The following is a 26,729-nucleotide window of genomic DNA, read 5'->3' on the forward strand; positions in this document are numbered from 1 at the left end:
TCGCCGCGCCGTCCCAGCACGGCGGGCAGCAGCAGGATCGGGACGAGCAGGATCGCGTACGTCCAGGCGGTGGCGAACCACGTCCAGGTCAGGCCCGCCCCGCCGGCGACGACGGCCGGCAGCACCACGTCGGCCGGTTCCCGCAGGACGTCGGGCCAGTCGAACGTCGAGGACAGCACGGTGGCCGCCCCCGCGAACGCCAACGCGCCCGCCACGAACAGCGCCCCCGTCGTGCGGCGCGGGATGCGGTCCACGGATGGGCTCGTCATGACACTCCCTGAACGACGTGCAAAATCCTGAACGACGTACAGAATCTGGACGACGTACAGCAAGGGTTCTACCGTGTGAGCACCGACGTCAAGGGGGTAGGGAGCACCGATGTCCGTCCCAGGGGTGCCACGCCGTCGCGGGCCACGTCGCGCCCTGACCGACGACGAGATCCTCGATGCGGCACTGGAGCTGCTCGACGAGGGCGGCCCCGACGCGGCGTCCGTCCGGGGTATCGCCGCTCGGGTCGGCGTGGCGCCGAACGCGGTCTACACCTACTTCCCGGACAAGGCCGCCGTCATCAAGGGTCTCGCCGAGCGGCTGCTCGGCGGGGTCGACCACGACGTGTTCGCCGACCGGGAACGCCCCTGGCGGGAACGCGTGGAGGCCCTGGCCCTGGAGCTCCGGGCCCACCTGACAGCCCATCCCGGCGCGGTGCCGCTGATGATCGGCGGTCCGATGGACGGGCCCCACGCGCTGGCCCTCAACGAGCGGCTCCTGCAGTTGCTGGCCGACGCCGGGCTGGATGCCACCGAGGCCGCACAGGCTTCCTACCTGCTCATCGTCTACGTGTTCGGCTCGATCGCCCTGGAGGTCGCCGACGTGCACCAGGCCGGCCCGCTGCCGCCGGAGCCCGAGAGGGTCGCCGCCCGGCGGGCGGCCTTCGCGGCGATCCCGACCGACGGCTTCCCCCGCAGCGCGGAGGCGGCCGCGAGCATGGCCGGCTACGTCTCGACCGAGCAGTACCTGTGGGGGCTTCGCCGCATCCTCGACGGGATCGCCGCACGCGTCGCCATGGCAGACGTCGTCACGGAAGGCGGGGCAGGCCCGGAGGAACTCCAGTCGGCGGAGCCGTGGGATCGGCTCGGTCCGCCAGGAGCGCGCTCCGCCTGACCGGTCTCCGGTGGCAGAACCGCCTACCGGGCGGCGAGGAACCCGGGAGCAGGGCGGGCCGACCGGTGGTCCGCCGGCCGCCCCTTGACGTGTCCCTCGTCCTGGGTGGAGGGTGCGGTGCACGCCGTACAGGACTTGTACGACGTCCAGGGAATGGCCTCACGACCCATCCGGTGCACGAGTTCGCCACGCTGGCCTGAGTGCGCTCCCACTGCTGCAATGACACTGCCTGTCGTCGACCTTCGGTCGAGCCGGCACCGCGGCCATGCAGTCACATCCACCGGACAGGTACGGAGTGCGCTCATGATCACGGTCTCAGGCCTCACCAGGCAGTACGGCAAGCGGCTCGCCGTCGACGACATGACCTTCGAGGTGGCCGCCGGCCGCGTCACGGGCTTCGTCGGCCCGAACGGCGCCGGGAAGTCGACCACGATGCGGATGATGGTCGGGCTGACCCGACCCGACAGCGGTGAGGTCCGGTACCACGGCGTCCACTACCAGGACCTCAAGTGGCCCGCCCGGACCGTCGGCTGCGTCCTCGACGCCCGCGTGCACCCCGGTCGTACCGCGCTGAACCACCTCCGGGCCACCGCCGCCATCAGCCGCGTCCCCGCCGGCCGGGCCAAGCAGGTCCTGGCGGAGGTCGGACTGGAGACGGCAGCTGATCAGCGGGCCGGCAAGTTCTCCCTGGGCATGCGGCAGCGCCTCGCGCTGGCCGCGGCACTGCTGGGTGACCCGCAGATCCTGCTGCTGGACGAGCCGTCCAACGGTCTGGACCCCGACGGCATCCACTGGCTGCGCGGCTACCTCAGCGACTTCGCGGCCCGAGGGGGCACGGTCTTCGTCTCCAGCCACCTCATCAGCGAGCTGAGCATGTTCGCCTCCGACCTGGTCGTGATCGGCGGCGGACGGCTGCTCGCCGCGGACTCGGTCACGGCGATCACCGGACGCCACGACGTCGCCGTGATCGTGGAGACTCCGCAGCCGGTCGAACTCGTCGCGCTGCTCACCGCGCACGGCTTCGTCGTCGAAGCCGCCGCCGACCGGCTCGTCGTCCGGGGAACCAGCCGCGCCGTGGTCTCACAGGTCGCCTTCGACAGCGGCATCCGCCTGCTCGAGCTCACCGAGACGTCCCGCTCGCTGGAGGACAGCCTGCTGGACATGACCCGCTCCTCCGCCGAGTTCGCCTCCACGTGATCCGCACCCCGACCACCGACCCGATCCCGAAGGACACGACATGACTCTCACCGGTGCGGGCGCGGACCAGACAGCGGCCCCCATGATCACCGACTACCGGCCCGCGACACGCTCGACGGGCGGTGACGCCCGGGCCGTCCTCGCCACGCTGAGGAGCGACTGGATCAAGGCCTCGACCGTCCGGGTCAACCAGGCGATCCTGCTGCTCGCACTCGTCGGGGGCCTGGCCGTCTCGTGGGCGGTCGCGACGTTCGTGACCGACGAGGTGCTCGTCGTCTCCGAGGTCGGCTTCTACTGGACCAGCGTGACCTCGATGCTCGCCGCGATCGGCGGAGTGCTGCTGTTCGGCTCCGAGGTGCAGCACGGCACCCTGGCCGCGGCGGTGGCCGCGCGACCGGCGCGCTGGATCATCGCGCTGTCCAAGACGCTGACCGCCGCGACCCTCGGCATGCTCGTCGGAGCGGTCGGCCTGGCCGCCGGCTTCGGTGGCGCCGCCCTCGCCGGCCTGAACATGGGGGCCACATCGGCGCTGCCGGCCACGGTCGGCTGGGCGCTGCTGTTCACCACGCTGGCGGCGGTGCTGGGGCTGGGCGTCGGCATGATCGTCCGGCACAGCACGGCAGCCATCTCCGGGGTGCTGGTGTGGGGCTTCGTGATCGAGAACCTGCTCAACCTGTTCCTGCCCGTCGCGGTGACCCGCTTCCTGCCCTTCTTCGCCGGCAACAAGCTGCTCGCCTACGCCAACGACCTCGACACCCCCGAGGCGCTCGCGGTGGCGCTCACCCGGCCCGAGAGCGCGCTGGTCTTCGCCGGTTACACAGCCCTCGCGCTGGTCGTGGGATCGGTGCTGCTGTACCGGCGTGACACCGACTGAGTGGGGTCCGCGGACTCAGCGTCGCTAGCTCCACGCCGACACGGCGCTCCGACTGCCCTCATCGCGTGGTGATCCGGGGTCACCACCTCTGGTCACCACCGATGGTTATCAGTCCCCACCGGATTCGTTCTACCTCTCGTCACAGCGCCAGCTGTCCGCAGCACCGTCGCAAAGATCACCCCGGGTCCGGTGGGGCTGCCTGGTCCGACGGGATGGCACCACCAGTCACAGCCACGGGCGCCAGGGCCTGCAGCGCAGGGTTCGCGGCCTGACCGGCCGCTCGGTCGAGCAAGTCCGACCCGACCCGGCCCGCTCGTCGTTGATCACCGGCGCGACGCGCACGTCGAGCGGCCCCAAAGTGATGCGAGGTAAGCCATGAAGTCCACCACGCCAACACCCGGATCGACCAACGACCGACCCGTTCGTCCAGGGGTTGCCGCCGTCCTGGCGATCGGCTGCCTGATCTTGGTGGCCTTCCAGGCCGCCCTCACGCTGGGTGCGCCGCTCGGTGCGGCTGCGCTGGGAGGAGCGAACCCCGGACAACTGCCCGGCGCCCTTCGGATGGTGACCGCGTTCTCCACCGTCGTGTGGCTGTTCGCCGCGCTGCTCGTGCTGGCCAGGGGAGGCGTCGCCGTGATCGCCTTGTCCAAGGCTGTCTGCCGGGCAGGCGCCTGGGTGCTCGTCGGCCTCCTGGGCCTCGGGGCGTTGATGAACTTCGCCTCCTCGAGCCCGTGGGAACGTCTTGGCTGGGGACCCTTCACGCTGGTCATGTTCACTCTTGGTGTCGTCCTCGCCCGGAGCGGTTTCGCATCCGGCCGCCCCGCCCCGGTGGCCAGCCGACCTGGTCATTGACCTGAGCTCGACCTCGTCACGGGCGAGGCGGGGTCATCGACACGGCTGTGCCACCCGCGTCCGTCCTTTCGTTCGACTCACCTCCCTCGAACCTGCCGCTGGTCTCGGTCACCCCGGTCGATCCTGACCGCAGCGCCCGCCGACCCTCGACGGCTCATCGAGCCACAAGCGGGGACTGACATGGCGATCACCGCCGGCTCGCCCGACCCCTCCGCCGGACCAACCGTCCGGCGACTGCACACCCGGAGGCCTGACATGCCACCCCTTCCCTGGCGCACGAAGCTCCCCGCGAGCCCCCACCAGGAGTACCTGGTGATGGCCTCCCGGCTGCCGCTGCGCTCCCACCGCACCATCCCCCGATTTCTCGGCCTGACCATGTCGGTGGCCCGGCAGCTGGAGGGCACCAGCGGACTGGTCGGCTACCGCCTGCTGGCCCAGCCGATGCGCAAGACGTTCTGGACGCTCTCGGCCTGGACGGACAGGGACGCGTTGGACGCCTTCGTCCGGACGATGCCGCACCTGGCCGTGATGGGAAAGCTGCGCACCCAGATGGGGCCTACCAGGTTCACTACCTGGATGGCGCCGGGCTCCGCCCTTCCCATCGCCTGGGACGACGCCATGGAGCGCCTCAGGAGGGTCCCCGCCCCCGAAGGCCCGGCCTCCCGGTAGCGCGCGCCCTCTCGATCCACCGATCTGCTCAGCCACCACGACACCACACAGGTGATCACCATGATCTTCCTGCTCGCGCTCGTAGGCGCCACCCTGGTCGCCGCACTCCTACCGGCCCAGTTCGGCCCGCGCTCCACCCGACGGGCCACCCGCCTGGGCATGGCCGCCGCGATGGTGTTCGCCGGCGCGGCGCATTTGGACCATGCCCACGCCCTTCATCCAGCGTCTGCCCTCCTGGGTTCCCGCCCCGGAGAGTGGGCGGAGATCGACCGACAGGTTGATGCCGCCGTGCTCGGGATGGCGACGTGAAAGACGACATCGACGTTCTGCCTGATCGCGCTCACGTTCTTCTCAACCGACGAAGAAGGCCAGCCATGAACCTGTCCACCCACCGCACCGACATCGACCCAAGGCCAGGGCAGGCCCCGACGGCCGCCGCTCCCGCGATCGAGGTGGTCGGCCTGGAGCGTCGGTACGGCGACTTCCACGCCGTCCGCGGAATCTCCTTCGACGTCCATCCGGGAGAGGTGTTCGCGCTGCTGGGCGTCAACGGGGCCGGCAAGACCTCCGCGCTGGAGGTCCTGGAAGGGCTGGCCGCGGCCTCCGCTGGGAGCGTGCGGGTATTGGGGCACGACCCCCGCCGTGACCGGGCCGCCGTTCGCCGGTACCTGGGCGTGCTGCTGCAGCACAGCGGGCTTCCGGGAGACCTCACCGTTCGGGAGACCGTCCACACTTGGGCCCGCACGCTGACCGACCCGCGCCCGGTCGCGGAGGCCCTGGAGCAGGTGGACCTCGCCGGCCGCGCCGACATCCGGGTGCGGTCCCTCTCCGGCGGTGAGCGACGGCGGCTCGACCTGGCGATGGCGTTGCTCGGACGCCCACGTGTGGTGGTTCTGGACGAGCCGACCACGGGGCTGGACCCGGAGAGCCGACGGGCGGTCTGGGGGATCGTCCGGAACCTGGTCGACGGCGGAGCCGCCGTCGTCCTCACCACCCACCACCTGGAGGAGGCCGAGGAACTCGCCGACCGGATCGCGATCCTGCAGGCCGGGCTGGTGGTGCTCTCTGGCACGCCGGAGGAGATCTCCGCCACCCAGCCGGCGACCATCCGGTTCACCGTGCCCGAGGGCGCCCCGCCGCTGCCAAGCCTCGCCGGCGTGCGCGTCGAGCGCACGGCGCACCAGGTCGAGCTGAGCACTTTCGCGCTGCAGCCCACGCTCACCCAGCTGATGACCTGGGCGGGCGAGCACGACCTCGAACTGACGGGCCTGCAGGCCCGGGCCGCCTCCCTGGAACAGGCATTCCTCGCCGTCGCCGACGGCGCCCTCCCTACCGCCGCCTGACCGACCGATCGTCGAAGGAATCCGGCCATGACCACGACCCGCTCCGCCATCGAGCACACATCCCCGCCGCACCTCGGTTCAGGAGGCCGCGCGCGCCGCCGCGTGCTCGCCCTCGCGGCCGCCGAGACCAGGCTGCTGCTGCGTAACCGCACCGCCGTCATGAGCTCCCTGCTCCTGCCCCTGGCGGTGGTGGCGGCCGTCGGGGCCATCACCGTGTCCAACGGGGGCACGGTCGACGGGCCCGGGCTCCTCGCTAGTGCCTTTGGCGTCACGTTGACCTTCCTGACCTTCTACAACCTGGTCACCACGTTCGTCGCCCGGCGCGAGGAGCTGGTGCTCCAGCGGATGCGTACCGGTGAGCTCACCGACGCAGAGGTGCTGCTCGGCACGGCCGTGCCCACGCTGCTGGTGTCCCTCGTCCAAGTCGTTCTCGTCGCCGTCGGCGTCGTCGCGCTGGGTTACTGGTCAGCGCCGGTGGACGTCGTCCTGCCCCTCGTCGCCCTCCTGGGGGGCGGCGCGTTGATGGTGGTGCTGGCCGCGGTCAGCACGTCCTTCACGCGCACGGTGGAGGGCGCACAGTTCACCACCATGCCGCTGGTCCTGACGGCGACGATGCTCTCCGGACTGTTGATCCCGTTGGCCGACTTCCCCGAGCAGCTCGCCCGCGTTGCCCGCTTCCTCCCACTGACCCCGGTGATCGAACTGAGCCGGCTCGGCCTGGTCGGTGAGACCTGGGACGGGCAGGCGGTCGACACCGCTGGCGCCTGGGCCGCATCGCCGCTGCCGCTGGCCGTGCTCGCCGGCTGGCTGGTCACAGGCGCGGTGCTCGCCCGCTTGGTCTTCCGCTGGGCACCGCGCCGGTGACGGGCCGATCGCGAGTGCGGTGAACGGGGAACCCGGTTCCAGGCGGTCGGTACGGCAGCATGAGCGCCGTGCCGACCGTTGTGCGCTGGTGGGGAGCCGCTCGGACCCTCAGCGCCTCGAGCGCTACACGAGGTGGTCGTTCTACGCCGCACTCGGCCTCAGTCCGCTCCTGATCGCACTCGGGCTGGGATCGGCGGCGACGGACTCGCCCGCGCTGCTCGGGTCGTACGTCCTGGGGACGTGCGTGATGGCGGTGCTGTGCGTGCTGCTGGTATGGAGCGGGATGGGCGGTGAGCCGCCGGGAGCGTCCGCTGCCGCGCCGACTGCTCGCTCTCGGCTGGGGCAGGCGCTCGCCATCGCGATCGTCGGCGTGCTGGCGTTGTGAGGCGGCAGCCAGTTCGCCGTCGCGTGGAGCGTCACGTTGCCGCTGGTCACGCTGCTGGTCGTGCTCCAGGACGTGGTCGACCCGGCTGCTGGCCCTGGTCGGTGCTGGTGTCGGGGTGCTCGTCGGAATCGCCGAGCTCGCGGCAGGTCAGCTGCCGTCCGCCACCCTCGTGCTGGCGGTGACGATCGGGATGGTCGTCATCGGATTCGCCGTGTCCTTCCGCTGCTCGGTCTGGGTGCTCGACCTGGTCCGTGAGATGGAGCGGACCCGCGGGTGCAGTGGCAGTTGGCCGTCGCCGAGCAGCGGCTGCGGTTCTCCCGCGACCTGCACGACGTGATGGGTCGCAACCTCTCCGCGATCGCGGTGAAGAACCAACTGGCAGGGGAGCTCGTCCGCCGGGGCCGGCTGGAGGCGGCCGACGATGTCCGCCGCCTCGCCGAGGACTCCCTCCGCGGGGTCCGCGAGGTCGTCCGCGGGCATCGCAACACCGGGTGTGCCCAACGAACAGGCGGGTGAGCTGGCGTGGGCTGCCCCCGGCGTGGGCGGCGAGTGTCCCGATGGAGAGGTCGGCGTCCAGGCAGCGCGGATCCCGTCGGGTGGCCCTGGGATGGGCGCGGCTCGAGGGCGTACGAGTGTCAGTTGCCCGCCGCGGCGACCCCGCCGGCTGTCGCGGCGACCGCGCCGGTGGTGGCGGCGTCGACCCCGACGCGGGAGTAGAGGTCGCCGGCACACACGAGTCGGGCCAGCACCGTGGCCCGGGCGTCGTCGAGGGGTCCGCGCAGCGCGGTGGCCACGCGCGCCCGCAGCGTCGGCACGGTGTCCGGGGCGGTGACCTCGTAGGACGGCACGGGGACCACGCCGAACAGGCGGCGGTCGCGGCGGATCACGGCGCCGCCGTCGGCCAGGGACTGCAGCAGGTGCTGTCCCAAGCGGGCCCGCGGCGCGGCCAGGGCGTCGATCGTCCGGTCCACGGGCTGTTCGGTGGCGAGCCGGGTCGAGAGGTCGTGCAGCGGGCGGGGTGCTGTCGCGGAACCGGCCGTCAGGAGCAGCAGACCGCCGTGCAGTCTCGCGGCGCCCAGGGTCAGGAGGTCGTGGACGACGGCACCGGCCAGGGCCCGGGGCAGGGCGAGTCCGGTGGGACGGTGCACCGTTGCCCGGATCGGATGGGCGGTGAGGAGCAGCAGATCCTCGGCGAGGAGGGTGCTCACGGGGTGGGACATGACAGGACCTCCGGTCGTCCGGGCGGTGCACCGGTGCACCGCCCGCGTCGCCGGGACGGCCGGCGCCGGATCCAGGGTCGGTCGCCGACACCGGGCGGGTCATCGCCCGCAGGACCGATCCGGGTCTCCACCGTAGGTCGGACGGCCGCGTCGGGGATCGGCTGCTGGACCCGCACCGAGCCCTCCGGATCCGTCCTGCGGCCAGGACGTCTCTGTCTCGCGGGGGATGAGTTCACTGGTCGGCGCCCCTACCGTTGTGCTGTGCGGAGGTGGGCTCGCCGGGCGCGCGCCGCCGGCGAGGCACGGCCCCTGCTCGCCGACGCGGCCGCCGCGGCGGTGCTCGCCGTGCTCGGCGTGCTGGCCGTGCGGGTCGGGATCGACACTGCTCCGGCCGGCTACCGGCCGCCGCCGGCCGGAGTGTGGATCGGGTTGACGCTGGCCCTGGTCTTGCCCCTGGCGCTGCGCCGCCGGTGGCCGCTGGCGGTCCTGGTCGTGGTCACGGTCGTCTTCTTCCCCTACCGGATCGTCGACGTCCCGGACCTGACCGTCTCCGTCGTCGTGTGGTGGCTGGCCCTCTACAGCGCCGGCGCCTACGGCCAGGGGCGCTGGCGGAACCGGGTGCGCGGGTTCAACGTCGTCGCGGCGCTGGGCTTCCTCGCCTACCGGCTGGTCGTGGTCGCCGGGACGCCGGTGGAGGGTCCGCTGCTGCTGCGTGCGGTCTTCCTCGTGCTGTTCAACGCGGCCTTCGTCATCGCCGCGTGGAGGTTCGGGGACCTCGTCGCCGAACGACGTGCTCACGAGAGGGCGCTCGTCGAGCGCGCGACGCAGCTCGAACGCGAGCGTGAGGAGGAGGCCCGGCGTGCGGTGTTCGACGAGCGCGTGCGCATCGCCCGCGAGCTGCACGACGTCGTCGCGCACCACGTCAGCGTGATGGGCGTGCAGGCCGGGGCGGCGCGCCGGGTCATGACCCGCCAGCCCGCCCGGGCCGCCGAGGCGCTGGCCTCCATCGAGGAGACCAGCCGGCAGGCGGTGGTCGACCTGCAGCGGATGCTGGGCTTCCTGCGCCGCGAGGGCGAACCCGACGCGCTCGCCCCGCAGCCGCGCCTGGCTCAGCTCGACGCGCTGGTCACCGAGGTCGGGGAGACCGGCGTCGCCGTCGAGGTGTCCGTCGCGGGACAGCCCCGCGAGCTGCCGCCGTCGATCGAGGTGTCGGCCTACCGCATCGTCCAGGAGGCGCTGACCAACGTGGTCAAGCACTCCACCGCCGCCCAGGTGCAGGTCTGCCTCACCTACGAGCCGCGGGTGTTCACCGTGGAGGTCACCGACAACGGGAACGGCACGCTCGACGGGGCAGCGGCGCCCGGCGGCCACGGCCTGATCGGCATGCGCGAACGGGTCGCGCTGCACCACGGCCAGTTCCACGCAGGCCTGCTGCTCGCCGGTGGCTTCCGGGTCCGGGCCGCCTTTCCGGACGACGGGCGGGCGCCATGACGATCCGGGTCGTGCTGGCCGACGACCAGGCCCTGGTCCGCGGTGGCTTCCGCCTGATCCTGGAGTCCGAGGACGACATCGCGGTCGTCGGCGAAGCCGAGGACGGTGAGCAGGCGGTCACGCTGGTCGCCGACCTGCACCCCGACGTCGTGCTGATGGACGTCCAGATGCCGGGTGTGGACGGGCTCGAGGCCACCCGGCGCATCGGCGCCCTCGGCGACTCCGTCCGGACCAGGGTGCTGGTGCTCACCACCTTCGAGCGCGACGACTACGTCCTCGAGGCGCTGCGCGGCGGCGCCAGCGGGTTCCTGCTCAAGAACTGCCCACCCGAGGATCTCGTCCTCGCCGTCCGCCGCGTCATCCGGGGCGACGCCCTGCTCGCGCCCTCGGTCACCCGCCGTCTCATCGAGGACTACATCACCCGGCCGACGCCACGGAGCGCGCCGGCGCCGGAACTGCAGCGCCTCACCGAACGGGAGCTCGCCGTCCTGCGCCTGCTCGCCCAGGGCAGGTCGAACACCGAGCTCGCCCACGAGCTCTACGTCAGCGAGGGCACCGTCAAGACCCACGTCTCCAGCATCCTGTCCAAGCTCGGGCTGCGGGACCGGGTCCAGGCGGTCGTCTTCGCCTACGACACCGGCCTGGTCGAACCCCGGCGCTGACACGGGACGGCCGACAACCCCGGCCGCTCGAGCCGCCGGGCCCCGGAGTGGCGAGAGATCGGCCATCGGCTGGCTGCTCAGGTAGAAGGTGTCGGCCACCCACAGCTGGTTTCAGCGCGGCGCTCATCGGCCCCAGGGTGGCCTCATCCTGGCTGGCTCGCAGGACGAGATCACCTATTCACGAGTTAGGCAGATGAAGTCGTTGGCTCGCGGACTCCGTCCAGTTCTTGTCCCTTTCGACACTGTCGCCAGTCGTCCCGACGGGGCGCAGCGTCGGTCTGCGCACGCGGCCGGACTACCGGTCGCGGTGCGCGGCAACCACGGTGAGCAGTACGACGGTGTCTTCCTCGGCGTGCAGGCTGTGCCGCCGATCAGGGATCGGTGCGATCTGGTGGGTGCGGAGTTCCACGGACTTCTCGCCGGCCACCAGCCGAGCGCGGCCGCGCAGCACGAGCAGACTCGCCGCCCCTGGACTCTCGTGCTCGCTGAGCTCGGTTCCGGCGGTGAGCGCGATGACGGTCTGGCGCAGCCCGTCGACGGGGTGCGGAAGCGTGCGGGCGGCGCGGCCTGCGTGCTCCGCGGCGGCGCGTTCCAGCAACTCGTCGGTCAGCTTCTGAAGGTCGGTGGGCTGGCCCTCGTTCGGGATGGCAGCGGACATCGTCTCCAGCCTCGGCGGGGTCGTCAGCATCACCGCCTCGCGGCGGTCCTGGCTCCGCATCATCCCCGCGTCGCCAGTTGCCTGGGCGAGCGGTCGTCTTCCCCCGTATACGACAGGTGAAGCCGTGGGTGTGCACGCAGGACCGGTACTGGTTCAGCCTGTCCGCGAGCGCTTGGGGGGCGGGTCAGACGACCTGAGCGGCGGCCCGGCTCGCGGGCGGCTGGAGCGGCCCCGCTCGTGCGTCGACGTCGGCGAGGCGGGGAAGAGCGAGGCGGGGAAGAAGGCGGCCAAGAGCCTCCACTGACCTCGAAGGCGCTCCTCCTGCCGTTGCTGGGCAAGTGCAGCGGATCGGCGGTCGGGGTGGGCCTGTAGCTGTAGGACCGTGTGCCGGTGGAGACTCAGGTTCCGCGTCGAGGACGCGACCAACCTACGATCAACAAACCACCCTCGACGACCGACGCTAACAATGTCGGCCGATGACGTGAACCGCCTCTGACCTGCACGTTCGTCGCCGACCAACCGTCGCCGACCACCCCGAGACCAACTCGCAGGGTTATCGGTTCGAGTCCAATCGGGGGAGCAACACCGCAGGTCAGGAGCTTGTTCGGTCGGTAGTTGATCTACCAAGGACCAGAGACGACCAACAAACCCCTCCCCGCGCAGCCCGGTGCGACGCATGTCGAGGCATCTCCGGAGACGGCGCGGTGGCGGGGGTGTGGCCGTGGGCGGAGCCGGGCGGCCTGGACTGCCGAGGGCTGCTACGGCGTGCGCTGCAGGGCGGCGGCCGCTTCGGGGCTGGCGAGCCGGCGGCCCATGTAGACGTCCTGGGTGAGGCTGGGCCGGGTGTGGCCGAGGTGGTCGGCGATCTGGCGGGCGGACAGCCCGGCCTCGTCGAGCCGGGTGGCGACAGTCTTGCGGAACACGTGCGAGGTCACCCAGTCGAAGTCGGCCCGATCGAGCGCCGCGCGCAGATCGCCGCTGGTGTTGTTCGGATCGCGCAGCCGGCCCTGCGGACTGCGGAAGAGCACCGGCGGGTCGGCGTGTGGGGGGGACGGCGGCGCAGCGGCGGCGGAGCAGGTCGACGACGAAGGGCGGCAGGGCGATGGTGCGCCGCCCGGCGTCGGACTTGGGCACCTCCTGGATGACCAGGCCGCGGCCGGGCATGCGGATGACGGTGGCGGTGACGGCCAGGGTGGCGGCGTCCAGGTCGAGCGCGGTCGGGCGGACCGCGCAAGCCTCGCCGATGCGCACGCCGGTGCCGAGCATGAGGTCCACGAAGTCCGGCAGGTCCAGGCGGACGGCCTCGGGATCGGCGGCGAGCTCCTCTCGCAGCCGCTGGGCCTCGGTGACGGTCAGCGCCCGCGGGGTCTTCACCGGCCGGGTGGTGCGCCGCAAGGAGATCTCGCGGACCGGGTTGGTGGGCAGGGCGCCGTGGCGGACGGCGAGGGCGAGGATGCCGGACAGGACGCTGCGGGTGGACTTGGCCGCGCCGGTGCCGTGGCTGCTGCGGACGGCGGTCAGCAGCCGGTCGACGGCGGGGACGGTGACCTCGCGCAGCCGCAGCTCGCCCAGGCCGGGCAGGACGTAGGAGTCGACGACGAAGCGGTAGAGCCGCTTGGTGCCGGCGGCCAGCTCGCTGGCCTCGACCTCGGCCAGCCACAGCTGCGCGGCGGCGGCCAGCCGGCTGTCCGCGGTCGCGGCCGGCGTCGCCAGTCCGCCGCGGTCGCGCAGGGCCTCGCGCAGCCGGCGCTCGGCCTGGGCGCGAGTGTTGCCGTAGCGGGTGACGAAACGGCGTCGGCCGTCGAAGTCGCGAAAGCTGGCCCGGGCCCGCACCCGTCCCTTGCGGACAACGAGGAAGTCGATCTTGCCGAAGGTCCCCACCGGCAGTGGTGGCCTTCCCATGACGGCTTCCTCGATCCTCGCCGGTGGCAGGGGAGTACCGGCTGAGACAGGCTCTGCGACGAGGTGGACGCCTCGCGGTGACGGCGCGGGATCCGGGGGACAGCGCAGAGCCCTGTGGATGACGACGTCGCCGTCCGGCTCTGACCGTGACAAGCGTGCTGCAGTTCTCCTCCAGTACTCCTCCACCCCAGCCGCCGAGCAGGCACCGTCGAGTACTTCAGCGTTGTCCGTCAGCCTCAACCGCCGCTGAGGACGGCGAGTGGACCGGTGATGAGGCAAGAGGTGTGATGGCTTGCGATCTTGATAGCTCCAGTTGTGCGGTCGAGCCGTCGGCAGCCGGATGCTGGTCGGTTGAGCAGTCACGGCGGTCACTTCGAGACGCGGCGCATCGAGTGGAGTGGCATGAGGAGCACTCAGGGAAGGAGTCGATACCTGGGTGGCGCACGGGGTCATCGGCTCCTGTCTCCAGGTCAGGTCGGACGCGGCAGCCGAGCTCCCCGGAGATGCCGGCTCGGCCGCATATCGTCACCGGATGCCGACGTCCCTGAGCCGGCGCGCCCTCGGTCGCGTGTCGGCGGTTCTCCTCGCCGTCGCCGCGCTGCTGCTTCTCGGTGCCGGCCCCGCGGCCGCGCACACCGACCGCGGAGTGGCCGCGAGCAACTACGCCGGGCAGGTTCTCGGGATGTCAGCGCTGATGCCCGGGGTGGACCTGCAGGTGGCCGAGTTCGGCGACAGCCTCGAGCTGCGCAATCGCTCGACGGAGATCGTCACCGTCTACGGCTACTCCGACGAGGAATACCTGCGCATCGGCCCGGACGGGGTGTGGCGCAACGCCAACAGCCCGGCCACCTACATCAACCTGCGCGTGGACGGGAACACCACCCTGCCCGCGCACGCCGACCCGGCCGCCGTGCCGGACTGGCAGCAGGTCTCCACCCGGCCGGAGTACTCCTGGCACGACCACCGCACCCACTGGATGTCGCCGAGCCTGCCGCCGCAGGTGGCCGCTGATCCCGACCGGCCCCATCGCGTCTTCGCCTGGCAGGTGCCGCTGTCCTACGACGGCACCCCGGTGGTCGTCGACGGGGAGCTGACCTGGTCTCCGCCGCCGAACCCGACGGTCTGGTGGCCGGTGTATCTGCTGATCCCGGTGCTCGGGCTGCTGGCCGGGTGGCGCGGGCGCACCGCCCGGCCGTTGGTGGCGCTGCTGGTCGCCGCGAACACGGCCGCGGTGTGGCACCTGGTCGCGACACCTCAGCCGGGCCTGACCGCTTTAGACCGGGCGCTGGAGCTGGGTGCGGCGTCGCTGCCGGCCTTTGTGATGGCCGGGGTGACGGCCCTCGCGGTCCGGGCGGCGATCGGCGGCAAGGACCTGCTCGCGGCCATGCTCGCCGCCATCGTCGGGTTCATGCTGCTGATCCAGGGCCTGCCCGACATGGACATCCTCTGGGCGGCCAACGTCATCACCGGCGGCCCGGTCGTCCTGGCCCGGCTCACCGCCGCGCTGCTCATCGCCGGCGGCCTGAGCCTGATGCTGGGCGCGGTGCCCGCGGTGCGCCGTTTCCGCCCGGACGTGCCCGGACCGCAGCGGGCCACCCTGCAGACCAGCGCACCGACGGCCGCTGCGATCGGCTGAGCCCCACGGCGGGCCCCGCCGTGAGGATCGACCGGGCGCCGCCGCGGACGCGGTCAGGCGTGCGCGGCGAGCTCGTGCCCGGCGTGGCTGCGCGGCTCGAGCTGGAACGTGCAGTGCTCGACCGAGACGGCGAAGTGCTCGGCGAGGCACGCCTGCAGCCGGTCGAGCACCTGCGGCGCCGATCCGTTGGCGAAGCAGACCTCGTCGATGACCACGTGTGCGGACAGCACCGGCAGGTCGTCGCTGATCAGCGACGCGTGCAGGTCGTGCACCGCGATGATCCGGTCGTCCTTCGCCTCCAGGTGGGCGCGGACGGCGTCGAGGTCCAGCCCTGGCGGGGTGCTCTCCAGCAGCACCGACACCGTCCGCCGGAGTAGCCCGACGGTGCGCGGCACGATCAGCGCCGCGATGAGCAGCGAGGCGACCGCGTCGGCGGCCTGCCAGCCAGTGACCGCGATGACGCCGGCCGCGACGAGGACCGCGACCGACCCGAGGGCGTCGTTGACCACCTCCAGCAGCGCTGCCCGCATGTTCACGTTGCCGCTGCGCCCGCCGCGGGTCAGCACCCAAATGCCGGCCGCGTTCGCGGCCAGGCCGATCGCGCCGAACACCAGCACCGGCGTCGCGGCGACTTCCGTGCCCGCCGGGTCCAGTCGCCGCCCGACCGCCTCGACGGCGACCAGCACCCCGACGGCCAGCAGCACCGCGGCCTGCAGTGTCGCGCCGAGGACCTCCGCGCGCCGGTACCCCCAGGTCCGCCGCGCGGTCGCCGGCCGCAGCGCCAGGGTCGCCGCGATCAGGGCGATGACTAGGCCGGCGGCGTCGGTGCCCGCGTGCGCGGCGTCAGCGAGCAGTGCCAGCGACCCCGACAGCAACGCGCCGACCACCTGCACGACCAGGACCGATGCGGTCAGGACCAGCACGATCGCCAGCCGGCGGCGGTTGCCTGCCGCACCACCGGCCTCGTGGGCGTGGCCGTGCGCGTGGCCGCCGCTCACTGGGCGGCTTCATGCATCGCTGGCACGCGCAGGCGGCCGACGCCGGGCACGAACCGGCCGGTGCGGGCGGCGTAGGCCGCGTACTCGGAGCCGTGGGTCGCCAGCAGGTACGGCTCCTCAGCGGTGCGGACCTGCAGTTGGACCGCGGCGCCCAGCGCCACCAGCGCGAGCACGCTGACCCAGGTGGGGACCATGAGCACGACGCCGACCTGCGCGGCGACCATCGCGGTGAAGATCGGATTCCGGACCACGCCGAACAGCGGGCCCGAGGTCACCAGGGCGGTGCGCTCGGCCGGGTCGACGCCGATGCGCCAGGAGGCGCCCATGCCGGTCTGCGCCGCCAGAGTCGCGGCGAACCCGACGAGTGCCAGCCCCAGTCCGGCCACCTGGATCCCGACCGGCGGGTCGACCGGAGTCACGCCGACCGCGGCCAGCGCCGGCCCGGCCAGCCCGGCGACCATCGCGACGACGAACAGCGCACCGCCCCACCACTGCGCCTCGGCTGGGGTGCCTGAGATCCCGCGGAAGCCGGTCGACCCGGTGCGGCGGTGCTGCACCCACGACCGCACACCGAAGAGCACGACGGCAGCGACGATGTACAGGACGAGGGCAGCGATGGTCACTGGAGCTGCTCCCGAGGCGTGATGGTCAGGGTCTGCGGCGCGGCCGACGCCGGTGAGCAGCAGGCGTCGGTGCAGCCGTCGCCGCACCCGCAGCCGTCGGCGGCCTCGTGCCCGTCGGCGCCCGGCCGGCTCGGAGCGCAGCAGCCCTCGCCGCGCCAAGCCTCGAGGCCCTCACGCACCGCCACGGCGGCGATCACCAGCCCGGCGATCGGATCGGCCCAGCTCCAGCCGAGGGTGGCGTTGAGCAGCAGACCCACCAGCAGCACCGCGCTGAGGTAGGTGCACAGCAGCGTCTGGGTGGAGTCGGCGACGACGGCGTTGCTGCCCAGGGCCCGGCCGGTGCGGCGCTGGGCCCACGACAGGAACGGCATGACGAGCAGCGAGGCGACGGCCAGGCCGATGCCGACCGGTGAGGAGTCCGGGTCGGCGCCGGTGAGCAGGGCGCGGATCGACTCGAACGCGACGTAGGCAGCGAGGGCGAAGAAGGAGAACGCCATCAGCCTCAGCGCCTGCTGTTCCCGGCTCTCGGGCAGCCGGTGGCGGAACTGCCAGAGGATGACGAGGCCGCTGAAGACCTCGACGACGGAGTCCAGCCCGAAGCCGATGAGGGCCACCGAGCCGGCCACCACGCCCGCGGAGATGGCGATGACGGCCTCGACCACGTTGTAGGTGACGCTGGCGCCGGCGAGCAGCTGGGCGCGGCGGCCGAGGCGGGCCCGCTCGGCGGCGGTAGGTGCGGGGTGGGTGTGGGTGGCGCTCACCGGTTCGCCGCCGCGCCGTAGGTCGGGCAGAGCACGACGGCGTCGCCGGTGGCGGCGAGCAGGCGCTCGGCGGCGGCCAGGACCTCGAGCACCTGCTCGGGGGCGGTGAGCGACCACAGCGACGCCCGGCCCCGGGGGCGAGAGGTCGCCACGCCACAGTCCCGCAGGCAGGCCAGCGCCGCGCTCACCGACGACTGGGCCAGTCCGAGGTGGGCGGTCAGGTCGACCACCCGGTGTTCGCCGAGCAGTAGGTGGCGGATGATCGACAGCCGCGTCGGGTCCCCGAGGCTGCGGAACAGGCAGGCTGCCGCCGACAGTGCCGCGGCCTCGTCGACCGGCGCCGCGTCCACTGCCGCGTCCACCGCCGGGACATCGACCGCTTCGCCGCTCTCAACTCTGCTGGCGGGTTCACCGTCGACCACTATCATCGCCATACGCCGATGATAGTGGCGGGAAGCGGTACATGAGCAAGGATGAGTCCTCGCGAGGTGGCGACGCCCGGACCGCTGCAGGCGGTGCCGCTCAGATGTCGGACAGGCTGGAGGCGTCGGTCACTGGAGCTGATGCGGCATCGGGCCCGGCCCCAACAGCGGCGTCTGCAGCGGCGGCGACGGTGTCGCTGCCCGTGTCGGCCGGCAGCGGCGTGCGGGCCAGACCGGCGGCCAGCCCGATCGTCGCGGCGAAGACCAGCACCTCGACGCCGGCGAGCCGCAGGAACGCCGCCGGGCGGTCCTCGAGCGCGGGCAGCGTGGTGCGGCGGTGCCACCAGCCGAGCGCAACCAGGGCGAGCAGCGCGGCGGTCTTGGCCAGCAGCACGATGCCATAGCCGGTCTGCAGCAGCTGCCCGGGCGCGGTGAGCCGGGTCAGGGTGGTGAGGACGCCGCTGACCGCGACCACGAGGGCCATCGGTAGCGCCAGGCGGCTGAACCGCTGCACCGCGGTCGCACGCTCGGGCCCGGCGAGCTGGCGCGCGAGCAGCAGGGCCACCAGCCCGCCGGCCCACAGCACCACGCCGAGGACGTGCAGGGCGACGCCGGTGACGGCGAGGTCGTGGTCGGACTCCTCGGCGCTGTGGCTGGTGAACGCCGGCGGCAGCGTGGCGAGGAGGGCGACGACGAGCAGGGCCCGGGCGCCGGTCGAGGTCAGCACCGTCCGGGCGGCCACCGCCACCACCGCCGCGAGGACCGCGACCAGCACCAGGACCCGGCCCTGGGCGACGTCGACGACGAAGCTCGCCACGCCTCTCGGGGAGACGCCGGAGACCGGCGTGCCGAGGAAGTCGGCCAGCTGCACCGGCAGCGCGGCCAGCGCGGCCAGCCCCCAGGTCGCCGCGGCCCAGCCGGCCAGCCGCATCCACCGGTAGCCGGCCGCGCTGAGCAGGTGGTCACCGGGGGCGAGCACGGCCGCCCCGAGCAGACCTCCGACGGCGACCACGGCCGCGAGGTCGGCGAGCAGGCGCAGTCCCGGCACCAGCCAGGTGACCTCGGGGGAGGGGACCGGGATGCCGGGCAGCGGCACGACGTCGGTCGCGCCACCGGCCCACATCGTCACTCCGCACGCGGCAAGGGCGAGCACCGCCGCCGCGGCGGCCAGCAGCCGGCGCCGCCGCAGGGACGGCGCCGCGGCCGTGCGGACCTCCGTCACCGGGTGCTCCGTCACCGGGTGCTCCGTCGCCGGCGCCGGGACCGCGCCGCCAGCAGTGCCAGGACCGCTGCGCCCGCGAGGACAACGAGGGCCGGCCACCAGCGCGTCGCGCCGGATGAGGTGGCCGCCTCCGCCGCCGGTGCTGCTTCGCCCCCTGCCCCCGGGACGTCCGGCGCGGTCGGGGCGTCGGCCGGCGTGCTCGCCGGAGCCGCCGTGCCGGCGACCGACGGGGCGCCGGTGACGGTGAAGGTGACCTGGCCGGAGACGGGGTGGCCGTCGGCGGAGACCACCCGGTAGGCCACCACGTGAGCGCCGGGGGCGGTGACGGTGACCGGCTGGCTGACGACCGGCCCGTCGACGGTCGCCGCGCCAGCGGCGACCGCTGCGCCGTCGGGTCCGGTCACCGCCAGCTGGAGGTAGTCGGCCAGCACCTCCTCGGTGAAGGTGAGTGTCACCGCCTCGGGTGCGGCGTCCAGCTGCTCGCCGTCGGCCGGGGTGGAGGCGTCCAGGCCGGTGTGGGCGAGCGCCGGCGCGACACCGGACGCGGCGGGCACCAACACGAGGGTCGCCGCGGCGACGGCGAGGACGACGACGTGCAGGACGACGGACATCGCAGGACGGCTCACTCGGGTGCAGGCGGCGGGACCAGGTCACCGGCGTCGGTGCGGGCTGCCGGACGGCGCGGTCAGCAGCCGCGCGCCGGGCCCGATGGGCCGGTTCGCCACCAGCTTGCCACCGGAACCGCAGGCAGCGGGACCAGCCGCCGTGGCCCCGCAATGCCGACGTCGCCGAGCGCGGCGTGCAGTTCCTCGGCGTCGACGTCTAGGACCAGCGCCAGCTCGCCCAGGCCTTCGTCGACAGCATCGGCGCCACCTACCCGTCGCTGTTCGACCCGAGCGGGGAGGTCGCGCTGGCCTTCCGCGGCTTCCCGGCCAACGTCGTGCCCTCCACCATTTTGCTCGACCGCAACTCACGGGTAGCTGCCGTCCACGTCGGCGCGGTCCAGGGCGACGACCTGCGGACGGCGCTCGAGACGTTGCTGGCCGAGGGCTGACCCGTGGGTGACCTGGGCGCCACCTTCGCCGGCGTCGTCACCGACGGCTCGTTGCTGCTCGCCGTCGCGGTGGCCGCGCTGGTCGGACTCATCAGCTTGGCCTCGCCGTGCGTGCTGCCGCTGGTGCCCGGCTACCTCGGCTACGTCGCTGGCCCCACCGGCGCCTCCGCCGTGCACGGTGGCGCGAACGGATCGGCTACGGCACCGCAGCAGCAGGTATGAGCCACTTGAACTTGAACATCCTCCAGTGGGTCCTGGGAGCACCTACGCGACGGGCCGGCCCCGTCAACGCCGGCCGTTCCTAGCGAGCGGGTGGTCGCCGGGGTGTCGTCGCTCGCAGCGTCCGCCATGGCGCCGTTCAAAGCGACCAGATACGGCGAGCACCGGCGTCGGCGTTCAGGCTCATCCCCGCCCTCGGGGGACGGGCCAAACCAGTTCGGAGGAGCGGTGCTCAGCCATCGCTGCCGGCGACCCCGGCTGGGTCCTGGTGGCGCATGTCGCCGGTTCTCAGCTGTCGCTGGAGCTGCCGGACGACGTGGGCGGCGTCTGGACCGACTCCGCGGAGCATCGCGGACGCGACGCCCGTCTGGCCAGGCAGGCCGACGTAGCCGAGGCCACGCACGGTGCTGCTGAGGCCGCGACGGTGTGCGGGCCAGCCGTCTGCCTCGAATGCCTCCGTCGGCAGGAAGTCGAGCGCCGGCCGCTAACCGGTGCCGAGGATGACCGTGTCGACCCGTTCCTCGTGGCCGCCTGGCCAGCGGACGCCGTCGGTGGTGATGGTGGTGAACATGTCGCGCTGCTGCGGTCGTCCGGCCGCGAGGGCGGCGGTGTACTGGCCGTCGTCGAGCACGCCTACCGAGGCGGCGGCACGCCGGCCCAGCGGCAGGCGGTCGATGCCGAGCGGCCGCTGACGTCAGGTCTCGAGCGGCGACCGGGTCGCGAGCGACACCTCTGCCCCCTGGGCGAGCTCGACGGCGATCTGGATGGCGGAGTTGCCGCCGCCGCCGACGACGACGCGCTGTCCGGTGTAGGCGTCTGGCCGGCGGTACGCGGCGGTGTGCAGCAGCTCGCCGTTGTAGGTCTCCATGCCGGGCAGGGCGGGGACCTGCGGGGCCGAACAGGCCGGTCGCGGCGAGGACCGCTCGGGCGGTCAGCTGCTCGCCGCCGGTCAGTTCGACGACGAGGCCACCGGCGTGCGGGCGGACTGCTGCGACTCGGGAGCCGGTGTGGACCGGAAGTGCGAAGTGGTTGGCGTACTGCCGCAGGTAGGCGGCGGCCTCGTCGCGGTGCGGGTACCGCGCCTGTTCGCCGGGGAACGGCAGACCCGGCAGTGCGCAGTACCTGGCGGGGGAGAACAGGGTGAGGGAGTCGTAGAAGCGCGGCCACGACTCGCCGGGCTGCTCGCCGCCCTCGAGCAGTGTGAAGCTGAGGCCGGTGGTGCGGAGGGCGTGACCGGCGGCGAGTCCGGCCTGGCCGGCGCCGACGACGATGACGTCGTACTCGCGCATGGCGATCCCCTGCGGGACACTGGCGTTTGGCTGCCCGCTCTTTCCGAACGTCGCCCTAGCGGGTTCGCCTGTCGGGACTGGCGGGCGACGAGGGCTCAGCCGGCGCGTACGGCGACTGCGGCGTACTTCCGGTCCGGTCGATCCGGGGACTGCTGCTGCAGGCGTTGCACCTCCGTGAAGCCAGCCTTCGCCAGGTGCTGGGTGAAGACGTCGACCGGCCAGCGGTAGGCAGTGATGACCTTGTGATCGAACCCGGCCACGTCATCGTCGCTGTCGAAGAAGCCGACGACGAGCATGCCGGAGGACGCCAGGAGCTGGCGGAACCCGGCGAGCACCCGGTCGAGTTCCGCCGGCGGCAGGTGGATCGTCGAGTACCAGGCGAGAATGCCCGCCATGGAGTGCTCGGGGATGTCCAGCTCGGTCATCGAGCCGAGCCGAAACTCCGGGCCGGGATAGGTCGCCCGAGCATGCGCGATGAACTCGGGGACGATGTCGACGCCGGTCACGTCAGCGCCCAGGGAATGCAGGTAGGCGGTCCAGTGACCGGGTCCGCACCCGAGGTCGAGCACGGGTCCGGAGAGTCCTGTCAGGTGCCGCCGGACGAGGGCCGTGTCGTCCTCGTGGTCCTGCCAGCCGCCGTCGAACAGGCCGATGTACTGCTCCGACATGGACGAGTACGCGTCGCGCACCGGCCCGAAATCCACCGCGGCAGGCTAGAGCACGGACACGTGCTCCGAGCGCTCGACCACCAGCGACACGGTGTCCCGCTGGCCGATCCCGCTGCGGGGATTGAAGCTGCGTTCGTGCTGAGTGGGCTGATGCGGTTACGTCACGAGGGCCCGGACGAATGTGTCGGCATGGTCGGCGACGTAGTCAGCAGCAGGGCCCCAGTGCTCTCCGTGCCCTTCAGCGTGCAGGCGGGCCCACGGCTGGCGACCGGTACGGGCACCGTCGACGAGCAAGTCGAACATTCCTCGCGTGTGCGCCGCAATCAACGCCCGCAGCTGCTGCCGCTGCGCTTGATCGGCGCCGTACCCATCAACGAGGGCACGTAGCCGGGAGGCGTCTTGGGAGGGCTCACCGCCGGCCTGCAGCGGCGTGAAGGACTGCGCGGTGTAGGCCAAGTCCCACAGCCGAGTACCCGGGCCGGCGCCGTCCCAGTCGATGAACACCCACCGCTTGGTGCCGAGCACCAGGTTCCACGGGGCTAGGTCGTGATGGCACACCAGCTCCTCCCGATCGGGTGCGATAGCGACCTCCCAGCGCGCGTCGGCAGGAGGCTCGAAAGAGTCCAGGGCCTCGTGCAGGTCACGCACCAAGCGCCCGGCCCGGCCGAGCTCTGCGGCGGTCATCGAGGGCGACGCATGCGCGAGCGGGCCCTCGACGTACTCGAGCACTTGGCGACCCTGCTCATCCCGGCCCAGGGCGCGCGGGGCGCCGGCGAAACCCACCCGCTCCAGGTGGCGCAGCACCGCCTCCACCGCAGGGGTGGCCGGGGTGGCCGGCTTTCGCACCGTCGCTCCCACGCGCACCACACGCGCGGCCACGTTGCCGCAGGCAAGGGGAATCTCGACCCCGGTCACGGCACCCATCCTGCCCCGCCCGCACAGTGGGTCACCTCAAGGTTTCTCGGTTCCCGTCTGCGCGCTAGCTGGCCAGCTGACGCGTCCCGCAAGCGGAACCCGATACGGCGACGTGGGAACGCGCCGAGCAGCCGATCGCCCGACTCGCGCATGGCGATCCCCCAGCGGGCAGCGGTGATGGGTCGGTGGTGGCCCGGCGGCCGACCGGTGCGGGTACGGCCGGCCGCCGAGCGCTTGTGCGGTGGGTCAGCGGGCGTCGACGGTGAACGGCACGGTGAGCACGCCGCCGTCGGCGGTGCGGAACTGGCCCCACAGCTGGTAGGTGCCGGCGGTGTCGAACTGCGCGTGCACCTCCAGCTCCGGCCCGAACGTGGTGCCGGGCATCGCGAACACGGGCCGGCCGCTGCTGTCTTCGACCTCGGCGTGTTCGTGGGCGAAGGTCGTTCCGTCGGCCCGCATGACGACGACGTGTCCGGCAGCGGCGAGGAACGGCTGCAGGTCGTCGATCGGTTCGCCGGTGGTCGCGTCGGTGAACTCGAAGTGCAGGTCGCTGCGCTCGCCGACGGCGGCGTCGCCGCGGAGTTCGACGCGGACGCCGTCGACGACGACCTCCCGCTGGCTCTCGGTGGGGACGACCGGTGCAGGGGCGTTCCCGCTGACGGTGACGTACTGGCGCTGGTGCACGTCGCTCATCTGTCCCTGCTGCCGGAACTCGGTGTTGACGATGTACTGGCCGGCGGTCGGGAAGGTGATGTCGACGGCGAGCTCGCCCGCCTTGCCGGTCGGCTCCGGGTGCACGTGGGCGAACGTGCCGAGGTCGTCGCGGGTGGCGATGAGGTGCATCCATGCCTCGTGGCTGCGGGTGATGTCCTCGATCGGCTCGCCGGTCTCTGCGTCGACGACCGTGGCGGTCACCCGGGTCGGCACGCCGGGACGGGTGCTGTCGGGCACGTCGAGCTGCACGTCCATGCCGGCGTCGTCGGCGCTGGCCGGGTCGACCTCGGCGGTCATCATGACGCTCATCGCCGGCCGCATCGGCATGCCGGTGGTCTGCATCCAGGCGAGCGTGCCGTTCATGCCGCGCTCGGCGAAGTCCATCCGGGAGACGGCGGTCAGGGCGGTGCCGATGGCGACGGCGACGAGGGCGATGCCGGTCAGGTAGGCGTACTGCCCGATCCGCTGACGCAGCGGCGGGTGCTCGATCTCGTGGACTGTCTCCGGCCGCCGGAACCGGCGCAGCCGCAGGGCGTTGGTCAGCACGCTGACGGAGCTCATCGCCATCGCCGCGGAGGCCAGCACCGGGTCGAGCAGCAGCTCGCCGAACCCGTACAGGGCGCCGGCGGCGACGGGGATGAGCAGCACGTTGTAGGCGAACGCGAACGCCAGCCCCTGCCGGATGACGCTGACGGTCCGGCGGGACAGAGCGATCGCCGAGACGATGCTGCGCAGGTCGCCGCCCACGAGGGTGATGTCGGAGGCGGCGATGGCGACGTCGGCGCCGGTGCCGATGGCGATGCCGAGGTCGGCCTGGGCGAGCGCGGCGGCGTCGTTCACGCCATCGCCGGACATCGCGACGAGGTGGCCCTGCGCCTGCAGATCGGCGACCTTGGCGGCCTTGTCAGCAGGGAGCACGTCGGCGAGGACGTTGTCGATGCCGACCTGACGCGCGACGGCGTGGGCGGTGGCGGCGTTGTCGCCGGTGATCATCCACACCTGCAGGCCGAGGGCCTTGAGCTGCGCGATCGCCTCGGGGCTCTCGGCCTTGATGGTGTCGGCGACGGTGACCAGACCGGCGGGGCGCTCGTCGACGGCGACGTACATCGGGGTGCCGCCCTGCTCGGCCCGCGCGAGCGCGGCCGCGCCCAAGAGGCTGACGTCGACGCTGGCGCGCTCCATCAGGGCGGCGTTGCCCACACGGAGCCGGTGGCCATCGACGGTTGCGACGAGGCCGTGCCCTGGGATGGAGTCGAAGCCGTCGACGGGCGGCAGCGTGAGGCCGCGGTCGCGGGCGGCGGTGACGATCGCCTGCGCGACCGGGTGCTCGCTGCCCGTCTCGGCCGCTGCGATCAGACGCAGCAGCTCCTCGGAGGTCCAGCCGTCGACGACGGTGACGTCGGTCAGCGCCGGCTTGCCCTGGGTGATGGTGCCGGTCTTGTCGAGGACCACGGCGGTCAGCCGGCGGGCTTGCTCGAGCGCCTCTCCGTTGCTGATGAGGATGCCGAGTTCGGCGGCACGGCCGGTGCCGACCATGACGGCGGTGGGCGTCGCGAGGCCCAAGGCGCACGGGCAGGCGATGATCAGCACGGCGATCGAGGTGGTGACGGCCATCGTCGTGCTCTCGCCGTCCGGGCCGAACACCGCCCATGCCAGGGCGGTGAGCAGCGCGGTCAGGATGACGGCCGGGACGAACACGGACGACACCTTGTCCGCCAGGCGCTGCATCGGGACCTTGCTGCCCTGGGCGTCCTCGACGAGCCGGACGATCTGCGCGAGGGCGGTGTCGTCGCCGACGGCCGTGGTGCGCATGAGCACGGTGCCGGTGGTGTTGATGGTCGCGCCGATCAGCTGGTCGCCTCCGGCCTTGTCCACCGGGAGGCTCTCGCCGGTGAGCATGCTCTCGTCGACGGTGGTGGTGCCGCTGGCGACGACGCCGTCGACGGGAATCTTCCCGCCGGGCCGGATGCGGACGATGTCGCCGACGGCGACCTGCTCGACCGGGATGTCGACCTCGAGCCCGTCCCGCACGACGCGGGCGGTCTTCGGCGCCAGCCCGACGAGGGCCGTGACGGCAGCCGCGGTGGCCTTCTTGGCGCGCGCTTCCATCCACTTCCCGGCCAGCACCAGCGCGACGATGATCAGGCTCGTCTCGTAGTACACGTGCAGCGGCAGTCCGAGCTGCTCGACCTGTGCGGGCCACAGGGTGACGAACGTGCTGTATATCCACGCGACCCCGGTGCCGAGCGCGACGAGCGTGGTCATGTTGGTGCTGCGGTGCTTGGCGGCCTGCCACGCGCTGGCGTAGATGCTCTTGCCGGCCCAGTACTGGGCGACGGTGGCGACGACGAAGATCGCCGGCATCAGCCAGTCCATCGTGTCGATGTACAGGGGCACGTACATCAGGCCCATGAGGCCAAGGCCGGTGGCGAGCGCGATCTGCCACGTGCGCTTCATGCGGTTCAGCTCGCGGTCACGCTCGGCGGTGTCGTCCCCGCCCGTGGCCGTCGTGGGCGCAACTGGCCCGCCTGCCTTCGTCTCCTGCTTGGGGGTAGCGCCGTACCCGGCGGCGGTGACCGCCCCGATGAGCTCGTCGAGGTCGACCGTGTTCGGGTCGTAGGTGACGGTGGCGACTTCGGTCGCCAGGTTGACCTGGGCGGTGTCTACGCCGTCGACCTTGTTGAGGCTCTTCTCGATCCGCCGGACGCACGAGGCGCACGTCATGCCGGTGATCTCCAGGTTGCACACGACCGCCGCGGTGTCGTTGCTGCGCCCGGTGTCTCGGGTGTGCTCGGCGGTGGTGGTCATGGGGTGCTCCTGAGTCGATGGGGCGCGCTGCGGTGTGGGTGCTTCGGTGGTGAGGCTGCTCAGCGGCGCTGTCCGGCGGCTGTCCGGACGGTGTTGCGCCCGCTGATCTCGGCCAGGTGCTG

29 protein-coding genes and 3 pseudogenes are annotated in these 26,729 nt (G+C 72.5%); 15 read left to right on the forward strand and 17 right to left on the reverse strand.

All coding sequences use genetic code 11. The features are described 5' to 3' along the window. Window positions 1-269 (reverse strand): hypothetical protein (locus BM165_RS22920; protein ID WP_208976852.1); only part of this gene is annotated, 269 nt, incomplete at its 3' end. 109 nt (window positions 270-378) lie between these two features. Here BM165_RS22920 and BM165_RS22925 point away from each other — a divergent pair. The 10 genes from BM165_RS22925 (at window position 379) to BM165_RS22970 (ending at window position 7,861) form a co-directional block, all read left to right on the forward strand. Next, entirely contained in the window at window positions 379-1,161 is a 783-nt protein-coding gene (locus BM165_RS22925) for a TetR/AcrR family transcriptional regulator (RefSeq protein ID WP_083427639.1), read from the forward strand. A gap of 303 nt (window positions 1,162-1,464) precedes the next feature. Continuing rightward, complete coding sequence (locus BM165_RS22930; RefSeq protein ID WP_075015861.1) at window positions 1,465-2,358, forward strand: ATP-binding cassette domain-containing protein; 894 nt, start codon at window positions 1,465-1,467, stop codon at window positions 2,356-2,358. Between the two features lie 40 nt (window positions 2,359-2,398). After that, on the forward strand, window positions 2,399-3,232 hold the full coding sequence (locus BM165_RS22935) for a hypothetical protein (RefSeq protein WP_143108305.1): 834 nt from the start codon (window positions 2,399-2,401) through the stop codon (window positions 3,230-3,232). 375 nt (window positions 3,233-3,607) lie between these two features. Next, window positions 3,608-4,084, forward strand: coding sequence for a hypothetical protein (locus BM165_RS24525; protein WP_143108306.1), 477 nt, complete (start codon window positions 3,608-3,610; stop codon window positions 4,082-4,084). Between the two features lie 255 nt (window positions 4,085-4,339). After that, complete coding sequence (locus BM165_RS22945) at window positions 4,340-4,753, forward strand: DUF3291 domain-containing protein (protein ID WP_075015864.1); 414 nt, start codon at window positions 4,340-4,342, stop codon at window positions 4,751-4,753. Window positions 4,754-4,813: 60 nt separating this feature from the next. Then, entirely contained in the window at window positions 4,814-5,062 is a 249-nt protein-coding gene (locus BM165_RS22950) for a hypothetical protein (protein ID WP_143108307.1), read from the forward strand. 65 nt (window positions 5,063-5,127) lie between these two features. Next, on the forward strand, window positions 5,128-6,096 hold the full coding sequence (locus BM165_RS22955) for an ABC transporter ATP-binding protein (RefSeq protein ID WP_083427641.1): 969 nt from the start codon (window positions 5,128-5,130) through the stop codon (window positions 6,094-6,096). Window positions 6,097-6,123: 27 nt separating this feature from the next. After that, window positions 6,124-6,960 (forward strand): ABC transporter permease, encoded by an 837-nt coding sequence (locus BM165_RS22960; protein ID WP_083427642.1) that lies wholly within the window; start codon window positions 6,124-6,126, stop codon window positions 6,958-6,960. Window positions 6,961-7,204: 244 nt separating this feature from the next. Beyond that, entirely contained in the window at window positions 7,205-7,345 is a 141-nt protein-coding gene (locus BM165_RS25035) for a hypothetical protein (RefSeq protein ID WP_177225290.1), read from the forward strand. 273 nt (window positions 7,346-7,618) lie between these two features. Further along, window positions 7,619-7,861: a histidine kinase gene (locus BM165_RS22970; protein WP_075015867.1), complete on the forward strand. Its 243-nt coding sequence runs from the start codon at window positions 7,619-7,621 to the stop codon at window positions 7,859-7,861. Between the two features lie 119 nt (window positions 7,862-7,980). Here the strand turns inward: BM165_RS22970 and BM165_RS22975 are convergent, their stop codons facing one another. Further along, on the reverse strand, window positions 7,981-8,565 hold the full coding sequence (locus tag BM165_RS22975) for a GPP34 family phosphoprotein (protein WP_075015868.1): 585 nt from the start codon (window positions 8,563-8,565) through the stop codon (window positions 7,981-7,983). Between the two features lie 261 nt (window positions 8,566-8,826). Between BM165_RS22975 and BM165_RS22980 the strand changes: the two genes are divergently transcribed. Beyond that, window positions 8,827-10,056 carry a sensor histidine kinase gene (locus BM165_RS22980; RefSeq protein ID WP_075015869.1) on the forward strand — a complete coding sequence of 410 codons (1,230 nt, stop codon included), beginning with the start codon at window positions 8,827-8,829 and terminating at the stop codon, window positions 10,054-10,056. Continuing rightward, the gene (locus BM165_RS22985) at window positions 10,053-10,718 is read left to right on the forward strand and encodes a response regulator (RefSeq protein ID WP_075015870.1); all 666 of its coding nucleotides are present in this window, start codon (window positions 10,053-10,055) and stop codon (window positions 10,716-10,718) included. Before BM165_RS22980 ends, BM165_RS22985 begins: the two co-directional genes overlap by 4 nt. Before the next feature lie 295 nt (window positions 10,719-11,013). Here BM165_RS22985 and BM165_RS22990 read toward each other — a convergent pair whose 3' ends face one another. From BM165_RS22990 to BM165_RS26380, 3 genes and pseudogenes are all read right to left on the reverse strand, one after another. Then, window positions 11,014-11,376 carry a cupin domain-containing protein gene (locus BM165_RS22990; RefSeq protein WP_075015919.1) on the reverse strand — a complete coding sequence of 121 codons (363 nt, stop codon included), beginning with the start codon at window positions 11,374-11,376 and terminating at the stop codon, window positions 11,014-11,016. A gap of 758 nt (window positions 11,377-12,134) precedes the next feature. Then, window positions 12,135-12,404 carry a tyrosine-type recombinase/integrase gene (locus tag BM165_RS25325; RefSeq protein ID WP_244274427.1) on the reverse strand — a complete coding sequence of 90 codons (270 nt, stop codon included), beginning with the start codon at window positions 12,402-12,404 and terminating at the stop codon, window positions 12,135-12,137. 430 nt (window positions 12,405-12,834) lie between these two features. Continuing rightward, window positions 12,835-13,731 (reverse strand): annotated as a pseudogene (locus tag BM165_RS26380) (hypothetical protein); the annotation flags it as partial. A 79-nt stretch (window positions 13,732-13,810) separates the two neighbouring features. Between BM165_RS26380 and BM165_RS23005 the strand changes: the two are divergent. Continuing rightward, window positions 13,811-14,914 (forward strand): hypothetical protein, encoded by a 1,104-nt coding sequence (locus tag BM165_RS23005; protein WP_075015872.1) that lies wholly within the window; start codon window positions 13,811-13,813, stop codon window positions 14,912-14,914. A gap of 53 nt (window positions 14,915-14,967) precedes the next feature. On the opposite strand, the gene BM165_RS23010 is transcribed toward BM165_RS23005, so the two are convergent. The 6 genes from BM165_RS23010 to BM165_RS23035 all read right to left on the reverse strand — a co-directional run bounded on the left by BM165_RS23010 (window position 14,968) and on the right by BM165_RS23035 (window position 19,551). Continuing rightward, window positions 14,968-15,912, reverse strand: coding sequence for a cation diffusion facilitator family transporter (locus BM165_RS23010; RefSeq protein WP_075015873.1), 945 nt, complete (start codon window positions 15,910-15,912; stop codon window positions 14,968-14,970). Beyond that, window positions 15,909-16,535, reverse strand: a complete 627-nt coding sequence (locus BM165_RS23015; protein ID WP_075015874.1) for a methyltransferase family protein — start codon at window positions 16,533-16,535, stop codon at window positions 15,909-15,911. The genes BM165_RS23010 and BM165_RS23015 overlap by 4 nt, the downstream gene beginning before the upstream one ends. Further along, window positions 16,532-17,296: a cation diffusion facilitator family transporter gene (locus BM165_RS23020; RefSeq protein WP_075015875.1), complete on the reverse strand. Its 765-nt coding sequence runs from the start codon at window positions 17,294-17,296 to the stop codon at window positions 16,532-16,534. The genes BM165_RS23015 and BM165_RS23020 overlap by 4 nt, the downstream gene beginning before the upstream one ends. After that, entirely contained in the window at window positions 17,293-17,658 is a 366-nt protein-coding gene (locus tag BM165_RS23025; protein WP_075015876.1) for an ArsR/SmtB family transcription factor, read from the reverse strand. Before BM165_RS23025 ends, BM165_RS23020 begins: the two co-directional genes overlap by 4 nt. 160 nt (window positions 17,659-17,818) lie before the next feature. Further along, on the reverse strand, window positions 17,819-18,940 hold the full coding sequence (locus BM165_RS23030; RefSeq protein WP_143108309.1) for a copper resistance D family protein: 1,122 nt from the start codon (window positions 18,938-18,940) through the stop codon (window positions 17,819-17,821). Between the two features lie 11 nt (window positions 18,941-18,951). Next, complete coding sequence (locus BM165_RS23035; RefSeq protein ID WP_075015878.1) at window positions 18,952-19,551, reverse strand: copper resistance CopC family protein; 600 nt, start codon at window positions 19,549-19,551, stop codon at window positions 18,952-18,954. Between the two features lie 329 nt (window positions 19,552-19,880). Here BM165_RS23035 and BM165_RS26385 point away from each other — a divergent pair, with 329 nt between their 5' ends. Both BM165_RS26385 and BM165_RS23040 read left to right on the forward strand, forming a co-directional pair. Beyond that, window positions 19,881-19,994, forward strand: coding sequence for a TlpA family protein disulfide reductase (locus BM165_RS26385; protein ID WP_432276827.1), 114 nt, complete (start codon window positions 19,881-19,883; stop codon window positions 19,992-19,994). Between the two features lie 3 nt (window positions 19,995-19,997). Then, window positions 19,998-20,216 carry a hypothetical protein gene (locus BM165_RS23040; protein WP_244274429.1) on the forward strand — a complete coding sequence of 73 codons (219 nt, stop codon included), beginning with the start codon at window positions 19,998-20,000 and terminating at the stop codon, window positions 20,214-20,216. Window positions 20,217-20,697: 481 nt separating this feature from the next. Here BM165_RS23040 and BM165_RS25335 read toward each other — a convergent pair whose 3' ends face one another. From BM165_RS25335 to BM165_RS23060, 6 genes and pseudogenes are all read right to left on the reverse strand, one after another. Beyond that, entirely contained in the window at window positions 20,698-20,844 is a 147-nt protein-coding gene (locus tag BM165_RS25335) for a hypothetical protein (protein ID WP_208976854.1), read from the reverse strand. 63 nt (window positions 20,845-20,907) lie between these two features. After that, a pseudogene (locus tag BM165_RS26185) lies at window positions 20,908-21,093 on the reverse strand (NAD(P)-binding domain-containing protein); the annotation flags it as partial. Window positions 21,094-21,118: 25 nt separating this feature from the next. Then, window positions 21,119-21,502 (reverse strand): annotated as a pseudogene (locus BM165_RS26390) (NAD(P)-binding domain-containing protein); the annotation flags it as partial. Between the two features lie 95 nt (window positions 21,503-21,597). Then, complete coding sequence (locus BM165_RS23050; RefSeq protein ID WP_075015879.1) at window positions 21,598-22,206, reverse strand: class I SAM-dependent methyltransferase; 609 nt, start codon at window positions 22,204-22,206, stop codon at window positions 21,598-21,600. A gap of 120 nt (window positions 22,207-22,326) precedes the next feature. Next, on the reverse strand, window positions 22,327-23,085 hold the full coding sequence (locus BM165_RS23055; protein ID WP_208976856.1) for a phosphotransferase: 759 nt from the start codon (window positions 23,083-23,085) through the stop codon (window positions 22,327-22,329). 246 nt (window positions 23,086-23,331) lie between these two features. After that, entirely contained in the window at window positions 23,332-26,607 is a 3,276-nt protein-coding gene (locus tag BM165_RS23060; protein ID WP_075015881.1) for a heavy metal translocating P-type ATPase, read from the reverse strand. Window positions 26,608-26,729 lie beyond the last annotated feature (122 nt).

The organism is Geodermatophilus obscurus (assembly GCF_900115395.1).
Lineage (GTDB): Bacteria > Actinomycetota > Actinomycetes > Mycobacteriales > Geodermatophilaceae > Geodermatophilus > Geodermatophilus obscurus_B.

Excerpts from the sequence above, each read along its gene's own strand:
- BM165_RS22925 (WP_083427639.1), top strand. The coding sequence starts at position 379 with ATGTCCGTCCCAGGGGTGCCACGCCGTCGCGGGCCACGTCGCGCCCTG.
- BM165_RS22930 (WP_075015861.1), top strand. The coding sequence starts at position 1,465 with ATGATCACGGTCTCAGGCCTCACCAGGCAGTACGGCAAGCGGCTCGCC.
- BM165_RS22935 (WP_143108305.1), top strand. The coding sequence starts at position 2,399 with ATGACTCTCACCGGTGCGGGCGCGGACCAGACAGCGGCCCCCATGATC.
- BM165_RS24525 (WP_143108306.1), top strand. The coding sequence starts at position 3,608 with ATGAAGTCCACCACGCCAACACCCGGATCGACCAACGACCGACCCGTT.
- BM165_RS22945 (WP_075015864.1), top strand. The coding sequence starts at position 4,340 with ATGCCACCCCTTCCCTGGCGCACGAAGCTCCCCGCGAGCCCCCACCAG.
- BM165_RS22950 (WP_143108307.1), top strand. The coding sequence starts at position 4,814 with ATGATCTTCCTGCTCGCGCTCGTAGGCGCCACCCTGGTCGCCGCACTC.
- BM165_RS22955 (WP_083427641.1), top strand. The coding sequence starts at position 5,128 with ATGAACCTGTCCACCCACCGCACCGACATCGACCCAAGGCCAGGGCAG.
- BM165_RS22960 (WP_083427642.1), top strand. The coding sequence starts at position 6,124 with ATGACCACGACCCGCTCCGCCATCGAGCACACATCCCCGCCGCACCTC.
- BM165_RS22975 (WP_075015868.1), bottom strand. The coding sequence starts at position 8,565 with ATGTCCCACCCCGTGAGCACCCTCCTCGCCGAGGATCTGCTGCTCCTC.
- BM165_RS22985 (WP_075015870.1), top strand. The coding sequence starts at position 10,053 with ATGACGATCCGGGTCGTGCTGGCCGACGACCAGGCCCTGGTCCGCGGT.
- BM165_RS22990 (WP_075015919.1), bottom strand. The coding sequence starts at position 11,376 with ATGTCCGCTGCCATCCCGAACGAGGGCCAGCCCACCGACCTTCAGAAG.
- BM165_RS23005 (WP_075015872.1), top strand. The coding sequence starts at position 13,811 with ATGCCGACGTCCCTGAGCCGGCGCGCCCTCGGTCGCGTGTCGGCGGTT.
- BM165_RS23035 (WP_075015878.1), bottom strand. The coding sequence starts at position 19,551 with ATGTCCGTCGTCCTGCACGTCGTCGTCCTCGCCGTCGCCGCGGCGACC.
- BM165_RS23060 (WP_075015881.1), bottom strand. The coding sequence starts at position 26,607 with ATGACCACCACCGCCGAGCACACCCGAGACACCGGGCGCAGCAACGAC.